At 59.8% G+C, this 24405-nt stretch carries 25 protein-coding genes; 12 read left to right on the top strand and 13 right to left on the bottom strand.

The window, feature by feature from the left end; translation table 11 throughout:
• Positions 1-145: 145 nt before the first annotated feature.
• The 4 genes from BFP99_RS07405 to BFP99_RS07390 all read right to left on the bottom strand — a co-directional run bounded on the left by BFP99_RS07405 (position 146) and on the right by BFP99_RS07390 (position 4062).
• Positions 146-937 carry a fimbrial biogenesis chaperone gene (locus BFP99_RS07405; protein ID WP_235865589.1) on the bottom strand — a complete coding sequence of 264 codons (792 nt, stop codon included), beginning with the start codon at positions 935-937 and terminating at the stop codon, positions 146-148.
• Between the two features lie 84 nt (positions 938-1021).
• Positions 1022-1585: a fimbrial protein gene (locus tag BFP99_RS07400; RefSeq protein WP_065927492.1), complete on the bottom strand. Its 564-nt coding sequence runs from the start codon at positions 1583-1585 to the stop codon at positions 1022-1024.
• A 230-nt stretch (positions 1586-1815) separates the two neighbouring features.
• Positions 1816-2892: a 4-hydroxyphenylpyruvate dioxygenase gene (gene hppD, locus BFP99_RS07395; protein WP_027606579.1), complete on the bottom strand. Its 1077-nt coding sequence runs from the start codon at positions 2890-2892 to the stop codon at positions 1816-1818.
• A 246-nt stretch (positions 2893-3138) separates the two neighbouring features.
• Positions 3139-4062 carry a DMT family transporter gene (locus BFP99_RS07390; protein WP_065927491.1) on the bottom strand — a complete coding sequence of 308 codons (924 nt, stop codon included), beginning with the start codon at positions 4060-4062 and terminating at the stop codon, positions 3139-3141.
• 77 nt (positions 4063-4139) lie between these two features.
• Between BFP99_RS07390 and BFP99_RS07385 the strand changes: the two genes are divergently transcribed.
• The 3 genes from BFP99_RS07385 (at position 4140) to BFP99_RS07375 (ending at position 7203) form a co-directional block, all read left to right on the top strand.
• Positions 4140-5066, top strand: coding sequence for a LysR family transcriptional regulator (locus tag BFP99_RS07385; protein WP_065927490.1), 927 nt, complete (start codon positions 4140-4142; stop codon positions 5064-5066).
• Between the two features lie 31 nt (positions 5067-5097).
• Positions 5098-6654, top strand: a complete 1557-nt coding sequence (locus BFP99_RS07380; protein ID WP_065927489.1) for an EAL domain-containing protein — start codon at positions 5098-5100, stop codon at positions 6652-6654.
• 183 nt (positions 6655-6837) lie between these two features.
• On the top strand, positions 6838-7203 hold the full coding sequence (locus BFP99_RS07375; RefSeq protein WP_065927488.1) for a histone-like nucleoid-structuring protein, MvaT/MvaU family: 366 nt from the start codon (positions 6838-6840) through the stop codon (positions 7201-7203).
• 111 nt (positions 7204-7314) lie between these two features.
• On the opposite strand, the gene BFP99_RS07370 is transcribed toward BFP99_RS07375, so the two are convergent.
• On the bottom strand, positions 7315-7851 hold the full coding sequence (locus tag BFP99_RS07370) for a DUF4946 domain-containing protein (RefSeq protein WP_065947029.1): 537 nt from the start codon (positions 7849-7851) through the stop codon (positions 7315-7317).
• 199 nt (positions 7852-8050) lie between these two features.
• On the opposite strand from BFP99_RS07370, the gene gloA reads away from it, so the two are divergent.
• Positions 8051-8572 (top strand): lactoylglutathione lyase, encoded by a 522-nt coding sequence (gene gloA / locus BFP99_RS07365; RefSeq protein WP_053129696.1) that lies wholly within the window; start codon positions 8051-8053, stop codon positions 8570-8572.
• A gap of 63 nt (positions 8573-8635) precedes the next feature.
• Here the strand turns inward: gloA and ahpF are convergent, their stop codons facing one another.
• The 3 genes from ahpF to BFP99_RS07350 form a co-directional block, all read right to left on the bottom strand.
• The gene (gene ahpF, locus BFP99_RS07360) at positions 8636-10201 is read right to left on the bottom strand and encodes an alkyl hydroperoxide reductase subunit F (protein ID WP_065946967.1); all 1566 of its coding nucleotides are present in this window, start codon (positions 10199-10201) and stop codon (positions 8636-8638) included.
• 130 nt (positions 10202-10331) lie between these two features.
• Positions 10332-10895: an alkyl hydroperoxide reductase subunit C gene (gene ahpC, locus BFP99_RS07355; protein ID WP_003173835.1), complete on the bottom strand. Its 564-nt coding sequence runs from the start codon at positions 10893-10895 to the stop codon at positions 10332-10334.
• A 133-nt stretch (positions 10896-11028) separates the two neighbouring features.
• Entirely contained in the window at positions 11029-11961 is a 933-nt protein-coding gene (locus BFP99_RS07350; protein WP_065927486.1) for a site-specific integrase, read from the bottom strand.
• A 170-nt stretch (positions 11962-12131) separates the two neighbouring features.
• Between BFP99_RS07350 and BFP99_RS07345 the strand changes: the two genes are divergently transcribed.
• The gene (locus BFP99_RS07345) at positions 12132-13139 is read left to right on the top strand and encodes a DNA-binding protein (protein ID WP_065946966.1); all 1008 of its coding nucleotides are present in this window, start codon (positions 12132-12134) and stop codon (positions 13137-13139) included.
• On the opposite strand, the gene gorA is transcribed toward BFP99_RS07345, so the two are convergent.
• Positions 13140-14498 carry a glutathione-disulfide reductase gene (gorA, locus tag BFP99_RS07340; protein ID WP_065946965.1) on the bottom strand — a complete coding sequence of 453 codons (1359 nt, stop codon included), beginning with the start codon at positions 14496-14498 and terminating at the stop codon, positions 13140-13142.
• 100 nt (positions 14499-14598) lie between these two features.
• Positions 14599-15438: a UTP--glucose-1-phosphate uridylyltransferase GalU gene (galU, locus tag BFP99_RS07335; protein WP_003212579.1), complete on the bottom strand. Its 840-nt coding sequence runs from the start codon at positions 15436-15438 to the stop codon at positions 14599-14601.
• 308 nt (positions 15439-15746) lie between these two features.
• On the opposite strand from galU, the gene BFP99_RS07330 reads away from it, so the two are divergent.
• Together BFP99_RS07330 and BFP99_RS07325 are read left to right on the top strand one after the other, a co-directional pair.
• Positions 15747-15932 carry a hypothetical protein gene (locus BFP99_RS07330; RefSeq protein ID WP_017528082.1) on the top strand — a complete coding sequence of 62 codons (186 nt, stop codon included), beginning with the start codon at positions 15747-15749 and terminating at the stop codon, positions 15930-15932.
• Positions 15933-16073: 141 nt separating this feature from the next.
• The gene (locus BFP99_RS07325) at positions 16074-16355 is read left to right on the top strand and encodes a hypothetical protein (protein WP_027606590.1); all 282 of its coding nucleotides are present in this window, start codon (positions 16074-16076) and stop codon (positions 16353-16355) included.
• Between the two features lie 9 nt (positions 16356-16364).
• On the opposite strand, the gene BFP99_RS07320 is transcribed toward BFP99_RS07325, so the two are convergent.
• Positions 16365-16595, bottom strand: a complete 231-nt coding sequence (locus BFP99_RS07320; RefSeq protein ID WP_027606591.1) for a hypothetical protein — start codon at positions 16593-16595, stop codon at positions 16365-16367.
• A gap of 20 nt (positions 16596-16615) precedes the next feature.
• Positions 16616-16966: a hypothetical protein gene (locus BFP99_RS07315; protein WP_027606592.1), complete on the bottom strand. Its 351-nt coding sequence runs from the start codon at positions 16964-16966 to the stop codon at positions 16616-16618.
• Positions 16967-17178: 212 nt separating this feature from the next.
• Between BFP99_RS07315 and BFP99_RS07310 the strand changes: the two genes are divergently transcribed.
• From BFP99_RS07310 to BFP99_RS07295, 5 genes are all read left to right on the top strand, one after another.
• A complete protein-coding gene (locus BFP99_RS07310) occupies positions 17179-17481 on the top strand; it encodes a DUF1883 domain-containing protein (protein WP_003173824.1) in 303 nt (100 codons plus the stop codon).
• A 25-nt stretch (positions 17482-17506) separates the two neighbouring features.
• On the top strand, positions 17507-17674 hold the full coding sequence (locus BFP99_RS33230) for a hypothetical protein (RefSeq protein ID WP_162844264.1): 168 nt from the start codon (positions 17507-17509) through the stop codon (positions 17672-17674).
• Positions 17675-17678: 4 nt separating this feature from the next.
• The gene (alkB, locus tag BFP99_RS07305; protein ID WP_065927482.1) at positions 17679-18344 is read left to right on the top strand and encodes a DNA oxidative demethylase AlkB; all 666 of its coding nucleotides are present in this window, start codon (positions 17679-17681) and stop codon (positions 18342-18344) included.
• Between the two features lie 75 nt (positions 18345-18419).
• Positions 18420-19466 carry a bifunctional DNA-binding transcriptional regulator/O6-methylguanine-DNA methyltransferase Ada gene (gene ada / locus BFP99_RS07300; RefSeq protein ID WP_065927481.1) on the top strand — a complete coding sequence of 349 codons (1047 nt, stop codon included), beginning with the start codon at positions 18420-18422 and terminating at the stop codon, positions 19464-19466.
• A 105-nt stretch (positions 19467-19571) separates the two neighbouring features.
• Positions 19572-20642 (top strand): NAD(P)H-dependent flavin oxidoreductase, encoded by a 1071-nt coding sequence (locus tag BFP99_RS07295; protein WP_065946964.1) that lies wholly within the window; start codon positions 19572-19574, stop codon positions 20640-20642.
• On the opposite strand, the gene BFP99_RS07290 is transcribed toward BFP99_RS07295, so the two are convergent.
• Complete coding sequence (locus BFP99_RS07290; protein ID WP_065946963.1) at positions 20639-24388, bottom strand: hypothetical protein; 3750 nt, start codon at positions 24386-24388, stop codon at positions 20639-20641. The genes BFP99_RS07295 and BFP99_RS07290 overlap by 4 nt on opposite strands.
• Positions 24389-24405 lie beyond the last annotated feature (17 nt).

The raw sequence follows: 24405 nt of genomic DNA, 5'->3' as shown, positions 1-24405 counted from the left end.
CCCAACATCATCGTGCGAGGCTGGAATGGCAAAATCGGGGCGCAACGATGCACCCTTACCTGGATGTGACTAGGCATAGTTATGACTTCAGTGGCCGCTGGGAAATGTACGTTTGCTTGCCATCGTCAACGTTCCGGGGACGCGTTCAGCGGTGCAACACAGCAGGCTGCACCGATGAAAAGCCACCGAAATCGTTGATGTAGGTGAAACTCACCCGCGCATCAGCAGGTATTGCCTTCGCGGCTTTCGGCACCGGTACCTTCAATGTGCCTCCTGGTTCCACCATTCCTTCCGGCAGGATCAGTTTTTTCGCGTCGGGATCAGCGCCCATGAGCAGGGCAATGTCGTTGAAGGTGACGTGATACGCCGATGGGTTATGCACCTGTATCTCGTTGCCCTGGGCGACCCGCGCCAGGGACCAGCGCAACAGCCCGGGCGCCTCCTCGGGTGTTCCGGATAATTGCGCCGGACGAAAAAACACTTTGGTGCGGATACGGAACGCGAACTTGAAGTGGTTCCGCTGGTCGTCTTCAAGCGTGGGATCAAACTCACTGGTCGCACCAGGGACCTCAAGTACATTCAACCAGAACAGCGACTCTCTATCCGCAGGCAGCGGTGCCTTGGTGTAGGACAGGCGCATGGACTGGCTTTTGCCTGAGTCCAGGCGAAATACCGGCGGAGACAGGACGAAAGGCACATCGCTCAGTGACGGCGCTGCCTCTGGGTCACCGGCGTCCAGCCATGCCTGGACCAGGCGGGGTGCATGTTTGTCATCATTGGTCACTCGTAGGGTGACCTCGCGTCGCTGCTCGGGGTAAATCTGTCGCGTACCGTCGATAACCACGCCCGCGTGCGCCATGTGCGAGGCCATCCCCAAGGACAGGCTCATCGCCACGCACATCGCTCGACGACTTAAGATCATCAGTAAATCCTGCATCGGGTAATCCTTGATAACAGTTGTCCTACGCCCGACCGCCGGGTCGAGCGAGGATCTCAGGCGATGGTCATCTGCGTGGCTGCATCAAGGAAAGGTGACCGAGTACTGCACACTGCTGGTGACATTACCCGCGCCCGCCGCGCCACCGTTGGCGATATAGCGTGCGTAGAACGGCAAGGTCGCCAGGCCATTGGTGACGGTGGCAACGGTCGAGTTGTTGCCGGTGCGCAAGTCCATTGGCGTGGAGGTCGCACCATCGAGGATTTGTACCTCCACCCGCGAGGCCGGCGTTGCCGTGGCCGTGTTACGCAAGTTGCCGGTTGCCGGGTTGATGCCAGGGCTGGTCGGCTCATAACGTACGGCGACCTTGGTACCGTCCGGGCACCCACCCGAGCCGCCAACATAGACAAAGTAGCGCTTGGCGCCGGCCGTATCGCCTGCGGCCTTGAGGGCCGAGGTTTGCACTCGGTCAAGCACTACCGGGAAGTTGGCGCCCGAACCTGGCGAGGCCCCGGTACCGCCACTGATGGTGCAGGTGGTGCCACTGACCGAGCCTGTGATGGTGATGGTACCGTCTGCCGCATAAGCGGAGCTGGCGGCAAAGCCGCAAAAGGCCAGCACTGCAGCCGCCAGAGTTTGTTTTGTCATAGTCAGTCTTTCCTTAAAGTTGGGTTCGCGGAATGCACGGTTGCGACACAGGAGAACATCAGCTCTTGCGCCCCCCATGTGTGGAAATCGCGATCAATCGGGTTCCCAGGCCTGGAAAAGGCGTTTGTTTCAAGCTGGTTCTGAATGGGCAGGCAAAAAAAATGCTCCGTACCTTGGGATACGGAGCATGTTCGTCAAGCACCTGGGCAGCCTGCCAGGCCCCACATGGATCAGTCGGCGGTCAACACGCCTCGGCGAACCTGATCGCGCTCGATCGACTCGAACAGCGCCTTGAAGTTGCCCTCGCCAAACCCGTCATCGCCCTTGCGCTGGATGAACTCGAAGAACACCGGGCCCATCAGGGTTTCCGAGAAGATCTGCAGCAACAGGCGCTTGTCGCCTTCGATGGACGAGCCGTCCAGCAGGATGCCCCGCGCCTGCAGTTGATCCACCGGTTCGCCGTGGTTCGGCAGGCGACCTTCGAGCATTTCGTAGTAGGTGTCCGGCGGTGCGGTCATGAAGCGCATGCCGATCTTCTTGAGTGCGTCCCAGGTCTTGACCAGGTCGTCGGTGAGGAACGCCACGTGCTGGATGCCCTCGCCATTGAACTGCATCAGGAACTCTTCGATCTGCCCGGCGCCCTTGGACGACTCTTCGTTCAGCGGGATGCGGATCATGCCGTCCGGGGCGCTCATGGCCTTGGAGGTCAGGCCGGTGTATTCGCCCTTGATATCGAAGTAGCGCGCTTCACGGAAGTTGAACAGTTTCTCGTAGAAGCCGGCCCAGTAGGCCATGCGCCCGCGATAGACGTTGTGGGTCAGGTGGTCGATGACCTTGAGGCCGGCACCTTGGGGGTTGCGCTCGACGCCGTCGAGGTAGACGAAGTCGATGTCATAGATCGAGCTGCCCTCACCAAAACGGTCGATCAGGTACAGCGGCGCGCCGCCGATGCCCTTGATGGCCGGCAGGTTCAGCTCCATCGGGCCGGTTTCGATATGGATGGGCTGGGCACCCAGCTCCAGGGCGCGGTTGTAGGCTTTTTGCGAGTCCTTGACGCGGAACGCCATGCCGCACACCGACGGGCCATGCTCGGCGGCGAAGTAGGAGGCGATGCTGTTGGGCTCGTTGTTGAGGATCAGGTTGATCTCGCCCTGGCGGAACAGCTGGACGTTCTTGGAGCGGTGATTCGCGACTTTGGTGAAGCCCATGATCTCGAAGATCGGCTCCAGGGTGCCCGGGGTCGGCGATGCGAATTCGATAAATTCAAAGCCCATCAGGCCCATTGGGTTTTCATAGTGGTCGGTCATGGCCGGCGCCTCATCATTCTTGTGGGTAGCAATTGGTTATTTGCGAGCAAGGATGAGGTCGGAGGGCGGCGCGCAGGAAAGGCCTCGCACACTGCGGGCGAGGAAGTCACCAAAGATGAGGGGGGAGCCGAGTAGCTTCATGGTTACATCAGTCTCTGACGGCCGAGGCTTGCGTGAGCGCAAGTCCATATTCTTGTATGCGTAAATCGATTCTACACAGCGTAACTGCGTTTGTCCGTACTCTTATCAAATCCCCATTGCCCTGGCCTGTGCAAGGGGTTTGTTGCACAGGTAGATGCCCAGCAGGATGATGGCCCCGCCCGCCAGCATGGGCGCCGTCAGTTGCTCCCCCAGCAGCAAGGCACCGCAGATCACCGCCGTCAGTGGGTTGAGTGCGATAAACACGCCGGAGCGCGTCGCGCCAATACGCCGGATGCCGTCGTAGTAACCGATATACGCCAGCGCCGAGCCCAACACGCCGAGGTAGGCCAGGCTGAGCCACTGGGTGAGTTGCAAGCGGCCGAGCGCTTCTACGCTGACGCTTGCGGTGACAAACGCGGTGCTGATCAACATCAACGTGCCCAGCAGCACCGACCAGGTGACCGTCTGCAATGGCCCCAGGCTTTGGTTGAGCCCACGGGCACACAACGAATAAACGCCCCACCCTGCCACGCAGCCAAGGATCAGCAGGTCGCCGATCCAGGCATCGGCGGTGGCCTGCAGCAACTGCGGGTTACGGCTGACAATGACCGTCCCGGCACCGACCAGGCACAACAGGATCCCCAGCAGCTTGATCCGACTCAGCCGCTCCTTGAATAACAGCCAGCTCGCCAGGCCGATCACCGCCGGGTTCAACGCCACGATCAACGAAGCCCGCGACGCATTGATGTACTGCAACCCATAGAAGAAGCACAGGTTGTAGAAAAAAATCCCGCAGAAGCCCAGCACCGCCAGCTGCGCAAACTGCCGAAGATTCGGGCGTAACAGTCGAATACGCCCGCAGGCCATGAACAGCAACAACGCCAGGCTGGCGAGGATAAAACGCAGGCTGGCGGCCAGCAGCGGATTGAGGTGGTCGGCCAGGAAGCGCCCGGCGACAAAGGTACCGCCCCAGATCATGGTGACGGCGGCGAGTTTGCAATAAGTCAGGTAGTCGGAGGCGGGATGCATGGGGATGGCTCTAGGTACGGGGAGAATTGGCGTATTCTTCAGCTAATAACTAATCATCGTAAAATGAGCTTTCACTCATGACCCTGACCCAATTGGAAATCTTCTCGCTGGTCGCCGAGCTGCAGGGTTTTACCAGTGCGGCCCACCGCCTGGGCATCAGCCAGTCGGCGGTGTCCCATGCCATCAAGGCCCTGGAGCAGGAACTGGGTGTGGAGCTGTTTCGGCGCCACCAGTCACTGGTAGAACCCAGCGACATCGGCCGGCAATTACTCGGACGTGCCCGTGCCATGCTCGGCCTGGCCAACACCCTGCAACAAGAAGCGGCCGATGCCCGGGGCATGCGGCGCGGTACCTTGCGCATCGGCTCGTTCGGGCCGACCGCGTCGATTCGCCTGCTGCCCACCATCCTCAGCGAGTTTCGCAGCGCCCATCCGGGGATTGAGGTGCATGTGGACGAAGGCCCCGACCGCCAGGTGCTGCAGTGGCTGGATGAGCGACGGATCGATGTGGGCTTTGTGGTGCTGGAACAGGAGCGCTACGACACCTTTACCGTGTTCGAGGACGAGCTGGTGGCGCTGCTGCCGGCAGATCATCCATTGGCTGCGCGGGACACGCTGGCCCTGCAGGACCTGTGCGACGATGCCTTTATCCTGACCGAAGCCGGCTCCTCGGAACTGGTCACCCGCCTGTTCGACGCCAGACAACTGCGACCAAGGATTCGTTACCGCTGTGCACAACTGCTGAGCACCCTGGAAGCGGTCAGCCGTGGCGATGGCCTGAGCATCGTCGCCGAAGCGTCGCTGCCCCAGGCACTTGATCCGCGCTATGTGAAGCGACCCCTTTCGCCCCGTGTGCCGCGCCAGATCGGCCTGGCGGTGCTGGATCGTCGGCAGTCGTCACCGGCCACCGTGGCCTTTATCGAGATTGCGCAAAGCCTTGTCAGGGCGAGCAAACTCCAAGCGGGCCATCTATCATCGGAACATTCCCCGCCGGCCTGCCGGTAAAGCCCTCCCCCTGCGCAACAGGCCTGAACCCATGCCCCTCACTGTCAAAGGCCCGCGAAGACTTCTCACCCGCTATGCGATCAGCCTGTTGGCGGGTGTGCTGCCGATCCTGCTCGGTGCGGCCATCCTGTATTGGCAAGCCGAACGCACCCTCGAACAAAGCACCGCGCAAACCGCCCAGGAAGCCGTACGTCAATTCGACCTGATGCTCGACAATACCGCCCTCGCCGCCCAGGCCTTGCTGCCCCTGGCCGGACAGCCGTGTGACAGTGGCGCGCAACTGGCGCTGCGTGAACAGGTCACGCGCCGGCCGTTTGTGCGGGCGACGACCTTGTCCTGGCAGAAAAACATTTATTGCAGCTCCCTGTTCGGCAGCAACTACGAGTCACCGGTAAACCCGGATGACTACGTCGATGGCCGCCTGTGGCTGATGAACGGCAACCCGGTTACGCCGGATACCGCGCTGCTGGTCTACCGCCTGGTCGACGGCGACAAAGCGGCGTTTGCCTCCATCGACGGCTATCACCTGACCAACGCCCTGCGCCTGATCAGCCGCTATGCGCAGCTTGTGCTGCAAGTCGGCCCTCACTGGCTCGGCGCCGATGGCAACGTGCACGACACTGCAGTCCCGGTATTTGCCGTGGCCCATCATCACCTGGCGTCCGAGCGTTATCGCTACAGCGTCGACGCCGGCATGCCGGCCGGTGAAGTGTGGCGCTATATGCAGGCACGTTACCCGGCGCTGTTCAGCCTGGTGGTGTTCTTTGGCGTCCTCGCGGGCCTGCTTGCGCACTGGCTGCAAAAGCGCTCCTCGGCGCCCACCCATGAGCTGCAACGGGCGCTGGGGGCCAATGAGTTCATCCCGTACTTCCAGCCGGTGGTGCGCGGTGACACCCGCGAATGGGCCGGCTGCGAAGTGCTGATGCGCTGGCAGCACCCCAAGGAAGGCCTGGTCCGGCCCGATCTGTTTATCCCGCTGGCCGAACATTCCGGCCTGATAGTGCCAATGACCCGTGCCCTGTTGCGCCAGACCGCCACCCAACTGGCGCCCCATGCGACGCAGTTCAGCCCGGGCTTCCATATCGGCGTGAATATCACCGCGCGCCATTGCCACGACCTTGCACTGGTGGAGGATTGCCGTGAATTTCTCGCCGCCTTTGCGCCGGGCCAGGTGACCTTGGTGCTGGAGCTGACCGAGCGCGAGTTGATCGAGCCCACGGATATTACCCGTCGACTGTTCGACGCCTTGCATCAACTGGGCGTGATGATTGCCATCGATGACTTTGGTACCGGTCACTCCAGCCTGGGTTATTTACGTAACTTCAATGTGGACTACTTGAAGATCGACCAGAGTTTTGTCGCCATGATCGGTGCCGATGCACTATCGCGGCATATTCTGGACAGCATCATCGAATTGTCCGGCAAGCTGGACCTGGGCATCGTTGCCGAGGGTGTAGAGACTGCCGAGCAGTGCGAATACCTGGCCGCTCATGGTGTGGATTTCCTGCAGGGTTACCTGTTTGGAAGGCCTTTACCCTGCGATGATTTCATTAAAAACCTGGCCAGCCATTCAATAGGCACGCACTAGCGGCGTTGAAATAATGTTAATACGACAAAAGACGTGATTTACTCGTGGCGGATTAACTACTACAATTTTTCTTGCCTGTGCAGAACTCGCAGGACGACTTCTTCTGTGAGTCGCCTTAACGCTATTGGCTTATAGCTTTGTCTGTAGTTGACATCAGCCAAATACACTATTGGAGTACAGATTTTGTCCAGACTCGCCGAATTTCGCGCAGCAGAAAAAGCCCTTCAAGAGCAGCTCGCCCAGCTGGAGTCCCTGAAGAACGACGCCGGCCTGAAGAAAGAAATCGAATTCGAAGAAAAGCTTCAAGGACTGATGAAAACCTACGGCAAAGGCCTGCGCGACATTATCCTGATCCTTGATCCAAACCCGGGCAAGACCAGCGCTGCCACCGCCAGCGCACCCAAACAGCGCCGTGCGCGCGTGGTCAAGGTTTACCACAACCCGCACACTGGCGAACTGATCGAAACCAAGGGCGGTAACCACCGTGGCCTCAAGGCCTGGAAAGAACAGTATGGCGCGGCCACTGTAGACTCCTGGCTTCGCGGCTGATCGCAGCGCACTAACAAAGAGCCCCGCACATGCGGGGCTTTTTTATTCAAGGGTTCGAAACCGAACTTAAATAACATTTCACCTTGTTGAGAATCGACGGGCGAAACCCACTTAAAGTTTGAGGCTGGCGCGCACCGAACTGACTTCATCCTTGCTGGCTTCGTAGGCATCGGCTTGACCCGCGTATGAAAAAACATACGCTTTATCGGTATCTACAGCCCCCACCAATGTTTGCGAAAGGACGTGCCGTCCATTCTCGGTAATCACACAGGTAGTTTCCACGGCCTCAAGGCGACTCAGTGTTGTCGAGTGCATCTTGCTGCATACACTTTGATAACCGCCCTGGGCAAAATCTTTCTGGATGGACTTGCGCATCTCCAGCAATACGCCCTGGAGATTAACGTTATGCCCGGCCTCGATCGGCGTCCCCGTCAACTCCATCACCATCAATGTGTTGCCATTTTCGTCGTTCTTGATCGCACGCTGCCGCGAGACCGGCTGCCGCGTGGCCGGCGCGTCGCCGTCGGGCACCACCTCTTCTACCTGCCAGCCGCTGGGCCAGTGAATTTCCGGGGCGCCCGCCCACACCCAGGGGCTGGCCAACAGCAAACACAGAGCGCTCAACAGCGGTATACGACATTCGATCATTGCAAAAGACACCCAAGGTTCAAGCGACAAAGTGTGAGCCCCGCCACCGGCCGGTCGCAAGACCTGCGCGCGCTTTTTCATTTGGCGCAGCAAGCGGGCCTTGCGTATCATGGCCCGGCTGCACGGACGCCAGCCGCAAGCCAAGGGAACGCTCCTCTTACCTGGAGCCGCGTTTGCCCCATTTTTTTCTGGAGGGCCCATGAGCCTGCACGAACTGAACACCTTCCCGGGCGTCACCGCCCAACCTGACACCGCCACCTCGAACTTCGTGTTCAACCACACCATGCTGCGGGTCAAGGACATCACCAAGTCCCTGGACTTCTACACCCGCGTCCTGGGTTTTTCCCTGGTTGAAAAGCGCGACTTCCCGGAAGCCGAATTCAGCCTGTACTTCCTGGCCCTGGTGGACAAATCCCAGATCCCGGCCGACGCCGCCGCGCGCACCCAATGGATGAAGTCGATCCCGGGCATCCTGGAACTGACCCACAACCACGGCACCGAAAACGATGCCGACTTCGCCTACCACAACGGCAACACCGATCCACGGGGCTTCGGCCATATCTGCATCTCGGTGCCCGATATTGTCGCCGCATGCGAACGCTTCGAAGCATTGGGCTGCGATTTCCAGAAACGCCTGACCGATGGCCGCATGAAAAGCCTGGCGTTCATCAAGGACCCGGATGCGTACTGGGTCGAGATCATCCAGCCAGCGCCGCTGTAAGTTTCAACACACAACAAAAAACCCCATGATCACTCATGGGGTTTTTCGTTTCCTGACCTGGGCTTACGCCGGAGCGGAGGTACGGATCAGGTGATCGAAAGCACTCAGGGAAGCCTTGGCGCCCTCGCCTACCGCAATCACGATCTGCTTGTACGGCACGGTCGTCACGTCACCGGCGGCGAACACACCTGGCAGTGAAGTCTCGCCACGGGCATCGACAATGATCTCGCCACGGGGGGTCAGTTCCACAGTGCCTTTAAGCCAGTCGGTGTTGGGCAGCAAGCCGATCTGTACAAAGATGCCTTCCAGGTCGAGGGTCTTGAACTCACCGGTATCGCGGTCCTTGTAGGCCAGGCCTGTCACTTTCTGGCCATCGCCTTTGACTTCACTGGTCAGCGCGCTGGTGATCACGTCAACGTTAGGCAGGCTGTACAGCTTGCGCTGCAATACCGCATCGGCGCGCAACTTGCTGTCGAACTCCAGCAAGGTCACATGGCTGACGATACCGGCCAGGTCGATGGCCGCTTCAACGCCGGAGTTGCCCCCGCCGATCACCGCCACACGCTTGCCCTTGAATAGCGGACCATCGCAGTGCGGGCAGAAGCACACGCCCTTGGCCTTGTATTCCTGCTCGCCCGGTACACCCATTTCGCGCCAGCGGGCGCCGGTGGCCAGGATCACGGTCTTGGACTTGAGGGTCGCACCGCTTTCAAAGCGAATTTCGTGCAGGTCACCGGGATTCTTCGCCGGCACCAGGCTGCTGGCGCGCTGCAGGTTCATGATGTCCACGTCGTATTGACGCACGTGGGCTTCCAGGGCGCTGGCCAGTTTCGGCCCTTCGGTTTCCTGTACCGAGATAAAGTTCTCGATGGACATGGTGTCCAGCACCTGGCCACCAAAGCGTTCGGCGGCAACACCGGTGCGAATACCTTTACGTGCGGCGTAGATGGCGGCTGCGGAACCGGCTGGGCCACCGCCGACGACCAGCACATCAAAGGCCTCCTTGGCGCTGATTTTTTCGGCGGCTTTTTCAATGCCGCTGGTGTCGAGCTTGGCGAGGATTTCTTCCAGGCCCATGCGGCCCTGGCCGAAGTTCACGCCATTCAAGTAGACGCTCGGCACCGCCATGATCTGACGCTCGTCGACTTCAGCCTGGAACAGCGCGCCGTCGATGGCGACGTGGCGGATATTCGGGTTGAGCACGGCCATCAGGTTCAGCGCCTGGACCACGTCCGGGCAGTTCTGGCAGGACAGCGAGAAGTAAGTCTCGAAACTGAACTCGCCTTTAAGCGCGCGGATCTGTTCGATGACTTCGACACTGGCCTTCGACGGGTGGCCACCGACTTGCAGCAGGGCCAGCACCAACGAAGTGAATTCATGGCCCATGGGGATGCCGGCGAAACGCAGGCTGATCTCGGCACCCGGGCGGTTGATGGAGAACGATGGCTTACGCGCATCATCGCCATCGGTCTTCAGGGTAATCAGCGTGGTGAGGCTGGCTACGTCCTGCAGAAGGGCAAGCATTTCCTGGGATTTCGCGCCGTCGTCGAGGGAGGCGACGATCTCGATCGGCTGGGTGACCCGTTCCAGGTATGACTTCAACTGAGCTTTAAGATTGGCGTCCAACATACGGGCGATTTCCTATTAATTCGGTTTATTGCAGACAAAAAAACGCCCGAGCGACTGTCGCCCGGGCGTTTTGAGGGCGGATGCAGCTTACTTAAGTGCGGAGTTCCGCCCTTGATACGTCTTCACAGACTTAGATCTTGCCGACCAGGTCCAGGGACGGAGCCAGAGTAGCCTCGCCTTCTTTCCACTTGGCTGGGCACACTTCGCCTGGGTGGGCAGCAACGTATTGAGCGGCCTTGATTTTGCGCAGCAGCTCGGAAGCGTCACGGCCAACACCGCCGTCGTTCAGTTCAACGATCTTGATCTGACCTTCCGGGTTGATCACGAAGGTACCGCGGTCAGCCAGGCCAGCTTCTTCGATCAGGACGTCGAAGTTGCGGGAGATGGTCAGGGTCGGGTCGCCGATCATGGTGTACTGGATTTTGCCGATGGCTGGCGAAGTGTTGTGCCAGGCAGCGTGGGCAAAGTGGGTGTCGGTGGAAACGCTGTAGATTTCGACGCCCAGCTTCTGGAATTCGGCGTAGTTGTCGGCCAGGTCTTCCAGCTCGGTTGGGCAAACGAAGGTGAAGTCGGCTGGGTAGAAGAACACTACCGACCATTTGCCTTTCAGGTCAGCGTCGGTCACATCTACGAAGTTGCCGTTTTTGTATGCAGTTGCTTTGAACGGTTTTACTTGGCTGTTGATGATAGGCATCGTTGACTCTCCGTCAGGGGTTAAGAAGTTGATGAGGTGAATCCTACCCACTCTCTCGGCAGATGGCTCATTGGCAAACCTGATGCTGACGATTGGTTTTCCCTATCAGGTGACGGTATTAATAGAAGAAATCTCAAAGCAGCGGTTGAGTGGCCAATGTCATGCCGAGAAAGGGCGTCGCTTCAACATAGCGCATGGCGGATTTCATGTCGCTCCAGCCGACGTAACTCATCAACGACTTCAAGTCCCACCCGCTGGAATGGGCCCAGGTGGCAAAGCCCCGACGCAGCGAGTGACTGGTGTACTGCTCGGCGGCGATGCCCGCACGCTCAAGCGCCTGGCGCAGCAGCGGTATCACGCTGTTGGGGTGCAAGCCCTCCTCCCCCAGGTTTCCCCAGCGATCGATACCGCGAAATACCGGACCGCGCACCAGAGCCGAGGCGCTGAGCCATTCGCTGTAGGCCTGCACCGGACACAGGCGCAGCAGCGCCGGGGTGTGATAGGTCTTGCCGAGGTTGTCGCGGTCACTTTTGCTGCGCGGCAGGTACAGACTGATGCCTGCACCGGGTGTGGCCTGCACGTGTTCGATACTTAATCGGCACAACTCATCGCTACGGAAACCGCGCCAGAAGCCCAGCAGGATGAGCGCAGTGTCACGTTTGGCGCGCAGCAACCGCGGTGGGTCATGCGCCTCACTGGCCTCTCGCGCTTCAGCCTCAAGGGAGGCCGCGACCTGCTCCAGATGCCTGAGTTGCAACGGCTCGGCCTGCTTCTCCTGCGCCGGGTGCACGGCGCGAATCCCCTTGAGCACCTTGCGCACCACCGGCGCTTTCGTCGGATCGGGAAAGCCCTGGCTGGTATGCCATTGCGCCAATGCCGAGAGCCGCAACTTCAAGGTGTTGACTGCCAACACGCCGGCATGCGCCACCAGGTAACGCGCCACGCTGTCGCTGGTGGCCGGCAGAAATCCGCCCCAACTGACTTCGAAGTGTTCGATCGCCGCACGATAGCTGCGGCGCGTGTTATCGCGGGTGGCGGCGTTGAGGTAACGGTCCAGATCGCTCATGGGAGGCCTATTCGTACTGCTGGCAGAGGTATAAGCGCTCCAGTCGCTCATGACACGGGATAATACGCCAATATCCCATCTGTTAAATCATGAATTTTAACGAGTTTTTATTCGTGTTAGAGTATGTATCTACATAATACATACCACAGTACTAAATCGACGGAGACCCCATGGCTCGCGGCGGCATTAATAAAGCAGTAGTTCAAACGGCACGCCTGGCGATCCTTGCCCGTGGCGAGAACCCCAGCATCGACGCGGTACGCATCGAGATGGGCAATACCGGCTCGAAAACCACGATCCACCGCTATTTGAAGGAGCTGGACGACAGCGAAGCCCGCCTGACTATCACCGAAGCGCCGATCGACGACGAGCTGGGTGAGCTGGTTGCACGGTTGGCGCAGCGCTTGAAGGACAAGGCTCAAGAGCCGATTGACCTGGCCCTAGCGCAGTTCGAACAGCAAAAATCCGCCCTGCTCGCCCAGATCGAGGCGCTTGAAGAAGCTCACGGCGAACTCAAGCAACAATTCGATATTCAGGCGGCTGCACTGGCAGAAGAAAGCGCTGCCCTGCAAACCACCAGTACCAGTCTGCAAACCGAGCAAACGCGCAACGCCGGGCTCAGCCAGGCCTGCAGCGATTACGAGCTAAGGATCAACGACAAGGACGAACAGATTCGCTCGCTGGAAGAAAAGCACCTGCACGCCCGCGAGGCGCTGGAGCACTACCGCAATGCGATCAAGGAGCAGCGCGAGCAGGAGCAACGGCGCCACGAAGGCCAGCTGCAGCAAGTACAGGCAGAGCTGCGCCAAGCCCAGCAAAGCGCAATGGTTCGCCAGGACGAAATCACCCAGCTGCACCGTGACAACGAGCGCCTGCTGATCGAGCACCGAGTGACGGCAAAGGAACTGGCTGCGCTGCAGGAGCAAACCCGCAAAGACCAGGCCCAGCAACTGAAGCTGAGCGAACACGTGAGCCAGATCGACAGCGAGCGCACTCTCCTTCAGGAGCGCCTGCGGGTGGCCTTGCTTGAAAGTGAGTCACGCCAACAAGCGCTGGCTGAGCACGGGCACACCAACAAGCGCCTGGAACTGGAACTTATGAAGGCCCACGCCACTATCGAAGCCTTGCGCCTGGCCGCCGCCGTTGCAACGGCGCCAGAGGCAACACCGCCAGCCTGATCAGTCGGACACAGGCGTGCGCATGGTGACAAACTCTTCTGCCGCCGTGGGATGCACACCGATGGTTTCATCGAAGTGCTGCTTGGTCGCGCCGGCCTTGAGCGCAATCGCCAGGCCCTGGACGATCTCGCCCGCATCCGGACCGACCATGTGGCAGCCCAAGACCTTGTCGGTGTCCGCGTCGACCACCAGTTTCATCAAGGTTTTTTCCTGGCACTCGGTCAAGGTCAGCTTCATCGGGCGGAACCGGCTTTCGAAGATCTGCACCCTGTGCCCGCTCTTCTTCGCCTCCTCCTCCGTCAGGCCGACCGTACCGATATTCGGCAGGCTGAATACCGCTGTCGGGATCATTGCGTAATCCACCGGGCGGTAGTGCTCGGGCTTGAACAAGCGACGCGCTACGGCCATGCCTTCGGCGAGGGCCACCGGCGTCAGCTGCACACGGCCGATCACGTCACCGATCGCCAGGATCGAAGCTTCAGTAGTCTCGTACTGGTCGTTCACCTGGACGAAACCGCGCTCATCCAGTTTCACGCCGGTATTTTCCAAGCCCAGGTTATCCAGCATCGGACGTCGGCCAGTGGCATAGAACACGCAATCGGCCTCCAGCACGCGACCATCTTTCAAGGTGGCCTTGAGACTGCCATCGGCTTGCTTTTCAATGCGCTCGATATCGGCATTGAACTGCAGGTCGAGGCCGCGCTTGGTCAATTCTTCCTTCAGATGCGTGCGCACCGAACCATCAAAGCCGCGCAGGAACAGATCGCCGCGATAGAGCAACGAGGTCTGCGCGCCCAGGCCATGGAAAATCCCGGCGAACTCAACCGCGATATAACCACCGCCCACCACCAGCACACGCTTGGGCAACGCCTTGAGGAAGAACGCCTCATTGGAGCCAATCGCATGCTCACGCCCCGGAATATCCGGAATCTGCGGCCAGCCCCCGGTAGCGATCAGGATGTGCCTGGCCGTAAAGCGCTCGCCATTGATTTCCACCTGGTGCGGATCAACCAGGCGCGCATGCCCCTCATGCAGGGTCACGCCGCTGTTGACCAGCAGGTTGCGGTAGATGCCATTGAGGCGGTTGATCTCGCGATCCTTGTTGGCGATCAGGGTCGGCCAATCAAAATTCGCTTCACCCAGGGACCAGCCAAAGCCACTGGCTTGCTCGAAGTCCTCGGCAAAATGCGCACCGTACACCAGCAGTTTCTTCGGCACGCAGCCAACGTTCACGCAGGTGCCGCCCAGGTAGCGACTTTCCGCCACGGCCACCTTGGCCCCAAAGCCCGCAGCAAAGCGCGCCGCGCGAACACCGCCGGAACCGGCGCCAATTACATACAGGTCAAAATCGTAGGCCATTTCATTCTCCTCGGCAGGACATCAGCATACCGACTTACATGGGGCTGAAAAACGAAAAAGCCACCCGAAGGTGGCTTTTTCAAAGGCAGGCCTGCGTGAATCAGTAAGCCTTGCCAGTCTTGTAGAAGTGCTCGTAGCAGAAGTTGGTGGCTTCGATGTAGCCTTCGGCGCCACCGCAGTCAAAACGACGCCCCTTGAACTTGTAGGCGATCACACAACCGTCTTTGGCCTGCTTCAACAGGGCGTCGGTGATCTGGATCTCGCCACCCTTGCCTGGCTCGGTTTCTTCGATCAGCTTGAAGATGTCCGGGGTTAGAATGTAACGACCGATGATCGCCAGGTTCGACGGTGCATCTTCAGGCGCCGGCTTCTCGACCATGTCGCGTACGCGGATCAGGCCATCACCAATGTCGTCACCGGCAATCACGCCGTACTTGTTGGTCTCTTGAGGATCGACCTCTTGAACCGCAACGATGGTGCAACGGTATTTCTGATACAGCTTGACCATCTGGGTCAGTACGCCGTCGCCTTCCAGGTTTACACACAGGTCATCCGCGAGTACTACGGCGAACGGCTCGTCACCGATCAATGGGCGACCGGTCAGGATGGCGTGGCCGAGGCCTTTCATCTGAGTCTGGCGGGTGTAGGAGAAAGAGCACTCGTCCAGCAGCTTGCGGATACCGACCAGGTATTTTTCCTTGTCGGTGCCCTTGATTTGGTTTTCCAACTCGTAGCTGATGTCGAAATGGTCTTCCAGTGCGCGTTTACCGCGACCGGTGACGATAGAGATTTCGTTCAGACCGGCATCCAATGCCTCTTCGACGCCGTACTGAATCAGTGGCTTGTTTACCACCGGCAGCATCTCTTTGGGCATGGCCTTGGTCGCTGGCAAGAAGCGAGTGCCGTAACCGGCTGCTGGGAACAAGCATTTCTTGATCATATAAGTCCTTACAAAGGGCTGTGCGTACGGAATTCGGCGCAGTCTAATCAGGCCGCAGTCACCTTACAATGGGTCCTGCTGGCGTTGCGATGTCATCTAGAGAAAAAATGTCGGCGTAAGTTCCGCTGATCTTACAAAGAGCGGCTCTGCCGGCACGCTAAAAAAAGCCGCCTGCTCATGCTTAAAGGGGCTGCAACCCTTTTAGCACGCTTTTCAGGCTGGAACACTGACCTGGAATAACTTGCGCGGTCCTGGAACATTTGGCGCTATCATTGCACCCTTGAATCAGACCATGAGATTGTTAATAGATGTCAGAACCAAAAGGCGTGAACGGCTACCTGATCACCAAGCGAGCGGACGGCTGGCACCTGATCAACTTCCACGGAGACAGCGTCGCCGGTGTTTTCGAGACCGAAAGCATGGCAATCGCAGTCGCCGAAGTGTTTGTGGATGAAGCGGGCCACGCGTCGAGCAAAAGGCCGAAGGGCAAGTAAGCCTCCATGCCTATGCAAAAAGCCCCGACTTACGGGGCTTTTTTGGTTTTGCCTGTACCTAGATGGCAGTTCGCTATAATCTTCCAAAAACGCCCCACGACAGTGTCAGCGCCCCTCCCACACCCTCGACGACGAACACACATGAACAAATTTCTGGCACTGACTGCGGTACTGGCACTCGCCGGCTGCACCACCACATCCGATGTCTACCTCAAGAACGGCGAGCAAGGCCTGACCATCGACTGTTCAGGCGAAGCCAACTCCTGGGCCAGTTGCTACGAAAAAGCCGATGCCTCCTGCGCAGGCACCGGCTATCGCATTGTCGGCACTGAAGGCACGCCATCGCTGAAGGAAAGCGACAAGACCCTGGGCCAGGATGTGGGCAACTACAAAAGTCGCAGTGTGGTGGTAGTCTGCAAGTAACCCCGCGGGTTACAGGTGGATCTCGGCGAATTTGATCCCCAGTTCCCGAAGGATTTCGCTCAGTTCGTCAAGACTGGCAAAGGATTCGACTTCATCCTGATCATCCACCAGAAAAAAGCTGCGACCGCCACTTTTCTTGAAGAACACGATCCACTCGCCCAGGTCGGCGGGATTCTGGATGACATGGGTGGCCGAGATTTCACCCTCGGCATGGCGGGCCTTGACGTGTTCACGCTTCATATCGGCTTTCCCCAGCGGCCTCAACCGGAAATGCACTCTTCCCCGGCTTTTTTCACATCACCCGGGCGGATCGGCACGTTGGACATGCTCTCGTAGAGCTTGATGCTGCTACCGCTGGAGCGCTCTTCAATTTCGAAAATAGCCGAAGGATCGGCGGAAAATTTCTGCGGCACGATAACCTGCACACCATCTTTATGCGGTTCAATCTGCGGCGGCCGACGAGTAGCCGACAGTTTCCTTACCACACACGCGGCATACTCCTGGGGTTTTTTCCCGGAAATGACGGCCAACGTCGGCGGGGTCTGCTTGATATCTGCAACCGAAGCACACCCACCTATCGCCAAGGCCAGAACCAACACACTCCACTTCATACAAAACCTCCAATAAAGACCCTACGACAGCGGAGATGGTAATTTTCTCCCGCCCACGTAGGATTTATCCCTGATAACTCGGTAAATAACTGTTTTAAATTGTCGACGCCGTTGAAGACGGGCCGATAATAAACGCGCTGGGGCTGATAAACTCTATCTTAACCTACGTATCATTCTGATTTTGCAGAAAAAGCCCTTCTGGAGACACCCTCATGAAATTTATCCACCAGCGCGAGCACCTCAACGAGGGAGACATTGTCGTCATCGAATGCTCGCAGACTTGCAATATTCGCCTGATGAGCGACGCGAACTTTCGCAGCTTCAAGAATGGCGGTCGCCACACATACCACGGCGGCGCCTTCGACAAGTTCCCCGCCAAGATCACCGCACCCAGCACCGGGTTCTGGAACATCACCCTGGACGTGGTGACGCGTCGCGCGATCAGCGTCACCCGCAAGCCGGCGCTGTCCCACAAGATTCGCATCGTACGTCGCACCAGCACCAAGCTGAGCTGACTCGAAGACGCCAGAGGAAATCACCGTGACTGCTACCACCAAATACGTGATCAAGTACAAGCTCAACGGCGAACGCCGCTTTGAGTTCGCCCAACTGACGAACAATAGCGTGGAAGAGGCCCTGCAAGCCCTGGCGAAAATCCACGATGCCAGCGATGTCATCAGCGACATCAACGTGAGCAAGGCGCTGTAAGGCAATGCCCGGCCCCACTGATGACCTGTTCGCCGATGACGCCCTGCAACAACCCGCAGCACGTGAGCAGATCGGCGAACAGTCCTACGTGTTAAGGGGCTATGCCCTGCCCTGTATTGAGCGCCTTCTGCCAGAACTGCGCCGTGTGCTGGCGCAATCGCCATTTCGGCAAATGGTTACGCCCGGTGGCTTTACCATGTCGGCGGCCTTGAGCAGTTGCGGCGCGCTGGGCTGGACCAGCGACGCCAGCGGCTACCGCTACACGCCCCTGGACCCTCGCACCCGGCAACCCTGGCCAGCGCTGCCGGACACCTTGCGCCAACTGGCCATAGAAGCCGCGGCAGACGCCGGGTTTGTCGACTTTGCCCCCGACGCCTGCCTGATCAACCGTTATGTTCCGGGCGCGAAAATGTCCTTGCACCAGGACAGGAATGAACGTCGCTACAGCGAGCCCGTCGTGTCGATATCCCTTGGACTGCCGGCAGTTTTCCTGTTCGGTGGCCACGCCCGCAGTGACAAGACCCGCAAGGTCTCGCTGTTCCATGGTGATGTGGTGGTCTGGGGCGGGGTCGATCGGCTGCGCTTTCATGGGGTGATGCCGATCAAGGAAGGCGTGCACCCGATCATGGGCCCGCAACGTATCAACCTCACTTTTCGCACCGCCGGCTGATTTGACCGCAAGCTTCGGAGTGCCAGGCCACTGCAGCACGGCTAATCTGGCCAGGATCCGTCAAGAGTGCCAACCATGACTACCGAACAAGATCCGCGCTGGGCTGCGATTCTTGCCCGCGATCCGAAAGCCGATGGGCTGTTCGTCTACGGCGTGAAAACCACCGGTGTGTATTGCCGCCCGAGCAGCGCCTCGCGATTGCCCCGCCCGGAAAATATCGAGTTTTTCGACACCCCGGCACAGGCCGAGGCCGCCGGTTATCGCGCCAGCAAACGCGCAGCCGGTGACCAGACACAACTGGCTGCGCAGCATGCGCAATTGGTGGCTGACGCGTGCCGGCAGATCGAACACGCCGACACCGCGCCCAGCCTCAGCACGCTGGCGAGCCGGGCCGGCCTGAGCCCGTTCCATTTCCACCGGGTGTTCAAAGGCGTGACCGGCTTGACCCCCAAGGGTTACGCCAGCGCCCATCGCTCACGCAAGGTCCGCGAGGGGCTCAAGGGCCCGCATTCGGTAACCGACGCGCTGTATGAAGCCGGTTTTAATTCCAACAGCCGCTTTTATGAGTCGGCCAACCAACGGCTCGGCATGACGCCCAGCGACTACAAGGCCGGCGGCACCAACAACGATATTCTGTTCGCCGTCGGGCAATGCTCGCTGGGTGCAATCCTGGTGGCGCAGAGCGCCCGTGGCGTGTGTGCGATTCTGCTCGGGGATGACCCGGACAAACTGGTGCGCGACCTGCAGGATCAATTCCCCAGGGCCAACCTGGTGGGGGCCGACCGCCGTTTCGAACAACTGATCGCGCAGGTGGTGGGCTTTATCGAGGCGCCGGCCCTGGGCCTGGACTTGCCACTGGACTTGCGTGGCACCGCGTTCCAGGAACGGGTGTGGCAGGCCCTGCGCGAGATTCCGGTGGGCAGCACGGCCAGCTATGGGCAGATCGCCCAACGCATCGGCGCGCCCAAGGCCTTTCGCGCGGTGGCCCAGGCCTGCGGGGCGAACAGCCTGGCGGTAGCGATCCCCTGTCATCGGGTGGTGCGCAGCAATGGCGATCTATCCGGCTATCGCTGGGGGGTTGAACGCAAGCGGCAGCTGCTGGAGCGGGAAAGAGACCACTGACGCGCACGAAAAGCGTCCCTCGTCCAGTGAATAAAACAGACTGGCCGGGTGCCAAGGGCCCTGTTAAAACAGCGACAAGCCTCACTGATACTGGAGACACGTCCCATGAGCACCTGGCCAGACACCCGTATTCTCGACCTGCTGGGCATCGACGTGCCCATCATCCAGGCACCGATGGCCGGTGCGACCAGCGCCGCCATGGTGATTGCCGCCAACCAGGCCGGTGCGCTGGGTTCGATCCCCGCGGCGATGCTGAGCATCGAGCAACTGCATGAAACCCTGGCCACCGTGCGCCATGCCAGTACCGGGCCTATCAACGTCAATTTCTTCTGCCATCAGCCGCCGGAGCCGGATGAGGAGTGCAATCGCCACTGGAAGGCCTTGCTGGAACCCTACTACCGCGAACTGGGCGCCGATTTTGATGCGCCGACCCCGGTCTCCAATCGCGCCCCGTTCAACGTCGCCAGTTGCGAAGTGGTGGAGCAACACCGCCCCGAGGTCGTGAGCTTTCATTTCGGCCTGCCGGAAAAAAGCCTGCTGGAACGTGTCAAGGCGACCGGGGCCAAGGTGCTGTCCTCGGCCACCACGGTCGAGGAAGCGATCTGGTTGGAGCGGCACGGTTGCGACGCGATTATCGCCATGGGGTATGAGGCCGGCGGGCATCGGGGAATGTTCCTGGCTTCGGACCTGAGCAGCCAGATCGGCACGCTGGCCCTGGTCCCGCAAGTGGTGGACGCAGTGAGCGTCCCGGTAATCGCCGCCGGCGGAATCGGCGATGCGCGCGGTATTGCTGCGGCCTTCGTCCTCGGAGCCTCGGCGGTGCAGATCGGCACCGCGTACCTGTTCACCCCGGAGGCGACGCTCAGCCGGGCCCACCATCTGGCCTTGCTGACGGCCCAGGCCAGTGGCACAGCGCTGACCAACCTGTTCACCGGACGCCCTGCCCGTGGCCTCTTGAATCGCCTGATGCGTGAGCTGGGCCCGGTGAACCCGGCGGCGCCGGCCTTTCCTCTGGCAGGCGGCGCGCTGATGCCATTGAAGGCCAGGGAGGAAGCCGGTTTTGGCTCTCAGTGGGCCGGGCAGGCCGTCGGGCTCAAGCACGCACTGTCGACGCGCGAACTGACCACGCTGCTCGCCGCGCAAGCCCTCAAGAGGCTTACCCGCACGCCGGACTAGAGCGGTACAGGTTCCGCAGGTCGTAGCCCGCTCAGCCGGTTTTCGTGGGCCTGGGTCAGTACCATGAAGCGCTTTTGCCGCAGGGCGTGGATACCGTAGATGATGCGGGCGAAGTGCTCGTTACTGTTCTCGTAGGGCTGGCAGGTCATGATCAAGGCGAAGAAGCAATCGGACTGCCGATGGGTGACCATGGCGTTGATCAACTTCAGCCCGATAGCAAACAGCGCCTGGCCAGTGCTCATGGAGAGTCGTTCGTAGCTGGCCCCCAGTACGTGGTGTATCTGCACTTCGCGATGGGCGGCCAGCGTCTGGTGCAGGTAGTCGAGTTGCGCCCTTGTACACAGGTCCGCACTGGCGCGATCCCCCGTGACATAGCGTTCGATTTCGCTGCGCAGCAAACTGCGCCAGTCGTCGTCTTCCTGGCCGGCCCGCAGTGCGATCCAGTCGACGCAATCGACCAGGGCGTTCTCCGCCGTGGCAATCGGGCTGGCGAGGCCCGATTGCAATTGGTCCAGGTGAGCCAATGCTCCGCGCACCAACTCCGCCTCTTCTGCGATAACGCTGTCCATCAGCTCCACATACTCTTCCAGCGACTCGTGGCGCCAGCTCCGGAAAGCCCCCAGCAGTTGCGCCCTGAGGTTGCCAACCACAGGCACCCCAACGGTACGGCGCAACATATCCTCGGATTCATCGATCAAGCCCCGCAGGTTACTGACCTGCAGCAACAGGCCGGCGTGATCGAACGGCTGCGGCGTATTTTGCAAAGCCGTCGTCAGCTGCGACGCGCCCCCTGGCAGCTCCCGGGAAAGCACATCCCATAACCTGGGCAGTTGGCGTTGGATGGCGGTGATAAATCGCTGCGGACACGCGAGGACCGAATAGCTGCCGGTATTGAAGAAACGCCCCCAACTCACTCCCAGCCGGAACACCGTGTTGAGCTCATGGCTGGCCTCGATGAGGTTGGCGTAGAGCTTGTAGACCACCAATTTGCCGCTCGACGCCGGTGCTTGCTGCACGCGCTGCTCCCAACCGGCGATGGAATCAAAATAGGCCAGTTGCTGCGCCGAAGGGTCCAGGCGCCCCAACCCCGTGTCCAGCACCGCCGCATCACTTTCATTGCGAACCGACAGGGCGAAATGGCACTGGGGACGCGGGTCGTCCGGTTCGGCGAACAGCAAGACGCCGATAGCCTGTACGTCCCAGGACTGGCTTGACAGGTAGTCCGCACAGCGCTTGGACTCAACGAAGCCGCCTGTACTCGAAGCCTCGGAGTCGCCCGCCAATTCGGCCAGCTTATTGGCGTCGCGATAAAGCTTTTCCACACGACCGCGCATGCCCAGCAGGTCCGCTGATGTGGGCAGGAATAACGTGGAGGCGCTCGCCTGTTCCAGGGAAACAGGGGGGGCCGGGCGCTCACGGGATCTCAAGGCCGGCAACAGCAACTTCCCGGTCTGGGCCGACCGTTTCAACAGCGTGCGCAGTTGCCCCCTGGCCAGGGTAACGTCGGCAACCAGCTCCACCACGCCCAGCAAGACGCCCAACTTGCACTCATACACATAGGCGGCGTAATCCTCGGGTCGGTCCATGCTGCGGGCCAGTTGGTAGGAGAAGCTTGCGTCCGCGACATTGGCGATCAGGCCGACACCGCCGGACAACAGCAAAGCCCCGACGCCCGAAGCGGGACCGACCGCCGCTATCACCAGGCTGGACACCGCGCGGGTAGCGACCTTGAACAGGCCCCATTTCGCCAGGCGCCGCTCTTCATCGGAGGAAAATACCGCGTAATTCATCATGTGCTTGAGTTCGCCGATACCGATCTCATACAGCGCATCGTTGATGTTCGTCACCTCCCGGAAAGCCACCGGCTGCGGTGGCACGCGGCGGTAGTGATAGCCGTAGCGCTTTTTCTGCGGATAGAAATCCGAGCGCTCCACACTGAGTTTTTCCGGAAATGGCAGGTGGTGCGTGATAAACCGCATCAAGTCGTCACTGGGGTGCCCCGCCACGCCGCTGGGCTGCCACACCGCCCAAGTGAGCTCTGCCATGTTCAGTGAGATGAGGAGCGCCTTCTGTGAACTGAGCTTGAGCACCAACGCATTGGGCACCACTTTTTCCCGGAACAGCAGCAGGCGCGGCTTGACTTCCCCTTTGAGAAAACGATGGGCGAGTTCACGCAGGGACACATCCTGCTCAGCATCATCGACCAGGAACTGTGCCGCGCGGACCTTGGCCAAGGCCTCGCAGGTTTCGCCAAACAGTTGTTTGTAGTCGGTGTTGCGCGCCAGTTCGTCGATATCGGCGACAAAGGTTTCATACAGGATGTCGCGCAAGCGGCCCAGGGTGCGCACTTCCACGCTCGACAGCGGTTCCCCGCTGACATGGATGTTGGCGATGGTTTCCTGGAAATACGCCGTGCGCTGCGGCTCGCCCGTCAGCACCTGCAAGAAAGAAAAATGCTTGTAGCGCGGTGGCGCATAGGCGGTCATGCCCGCCGAATAGACCGGGTAGCCCACCTGGTATTTATAGCGAAACCGTTTTTCGTCCCTGAACCGATCCTGCGTCCGTTGCGGCAGCCCGGACTTGTTCAGGCAGCGCTCGATAAGGTTCTGGATATAGTCCTTGGAAAGTTCGGCGTTCCACACACTGCTCAGCAGGTTGTCCCATTTTTGCCAGGCCTTGGGGGGCGTAACCGGCTGTATCGACGTCGGCACGCCCTCCAGCCACTGCGCCAGGTCCCCAGGCAATATCTGTATCGAAAAAGACGCCTGGGAGGCGTCGCTGCGCACGAACCAGACATTCTGCTGGTCACTTTGTGCGCGGATCACGCCCTCTTCATCCATCACCCCGCAGTTCACCCAAGGACAACGGTGATTCAAATAGACCGCAAGATAATATTGCCAGCGTCCTGACGCTCGATATTCCTGGGCGACGGTGATCGAGTATTCCAGCGCTGGCGCACCGCCTGGAAGATTGCCAAGGGTCACCTTGAGCAATTGATTGGGCTCTATGTGAGTGTCTGGCAGCTGCACGTCCTTGAGTGTCCACCGCGCAAGGATACTCAAGATCGCAACCCCCACCGGCTCTTCGAAGGGTTTGAGCCACAGCCGGTTCTGGCTCGTATCGGCTGAATACTCGAAGCGGCTGCCCGACTGCACACCCATGCGCATGCCCGGCCACTCCAGGCTGATCGCCTTGGGCCATTGGTTGGCCCCCCGGGATGTGGGAGGCAGGTCGAACCAGATTTCCGCCATCATTTCGGCGTGGGTGTTCCACACCGATAGCACCACCACCTCGGTCTTGAGTACCGCCTGGTAAGGCATCATCAACTCATGCTGCACCCAAAAGCCCGCGTGGATCTGCCCACCGACGCGGATGCGACCGAGGAAAAATCGCGTGAAATTCAGCTCCCGTGCCACCTCATCGTAGAAATACGGCATCAGGACTTTGGTTTGTACGCTGTCGGTGTTTTGCTGCTTGCCGGCATATGCCTGCCAGGGAAACCGATCGTTGAGGATGTGCCACAGCGGCAACGACTCGTTCTCGACAATGATCGGCTGTCGCTGGCTGTCATCGGTATCGAATACCGAGAATTCGACGGGGATCAGGGCGTCCGCCCGGATCAGTGCCTTGGCCTGAGGTTCCAGCGTGGATTGAGCCAATACCCGCTCTATCCATGCTTGCGTGTAAGCCTCGCTGCTCTCGGTGTTTGTCGCGCCCACGTCGATGTAAGCGTATTCCTTGCCCATGATGTGCTTCCGTTTCA

It is taken from the genome of Pseudomonas sp. 1 R 17 (assembly GCF_900067035.1).
GTDB lineage: Bacteria > Pseudomonadota > Gammaproteobacteria > Pseudomonadales > Pseudomonadaceae > Aquipseudomonas > Aquipseudomonas marginalis.
This window is presented reverse-complemented; position numbering and strand designations above follow the sequence as displayed.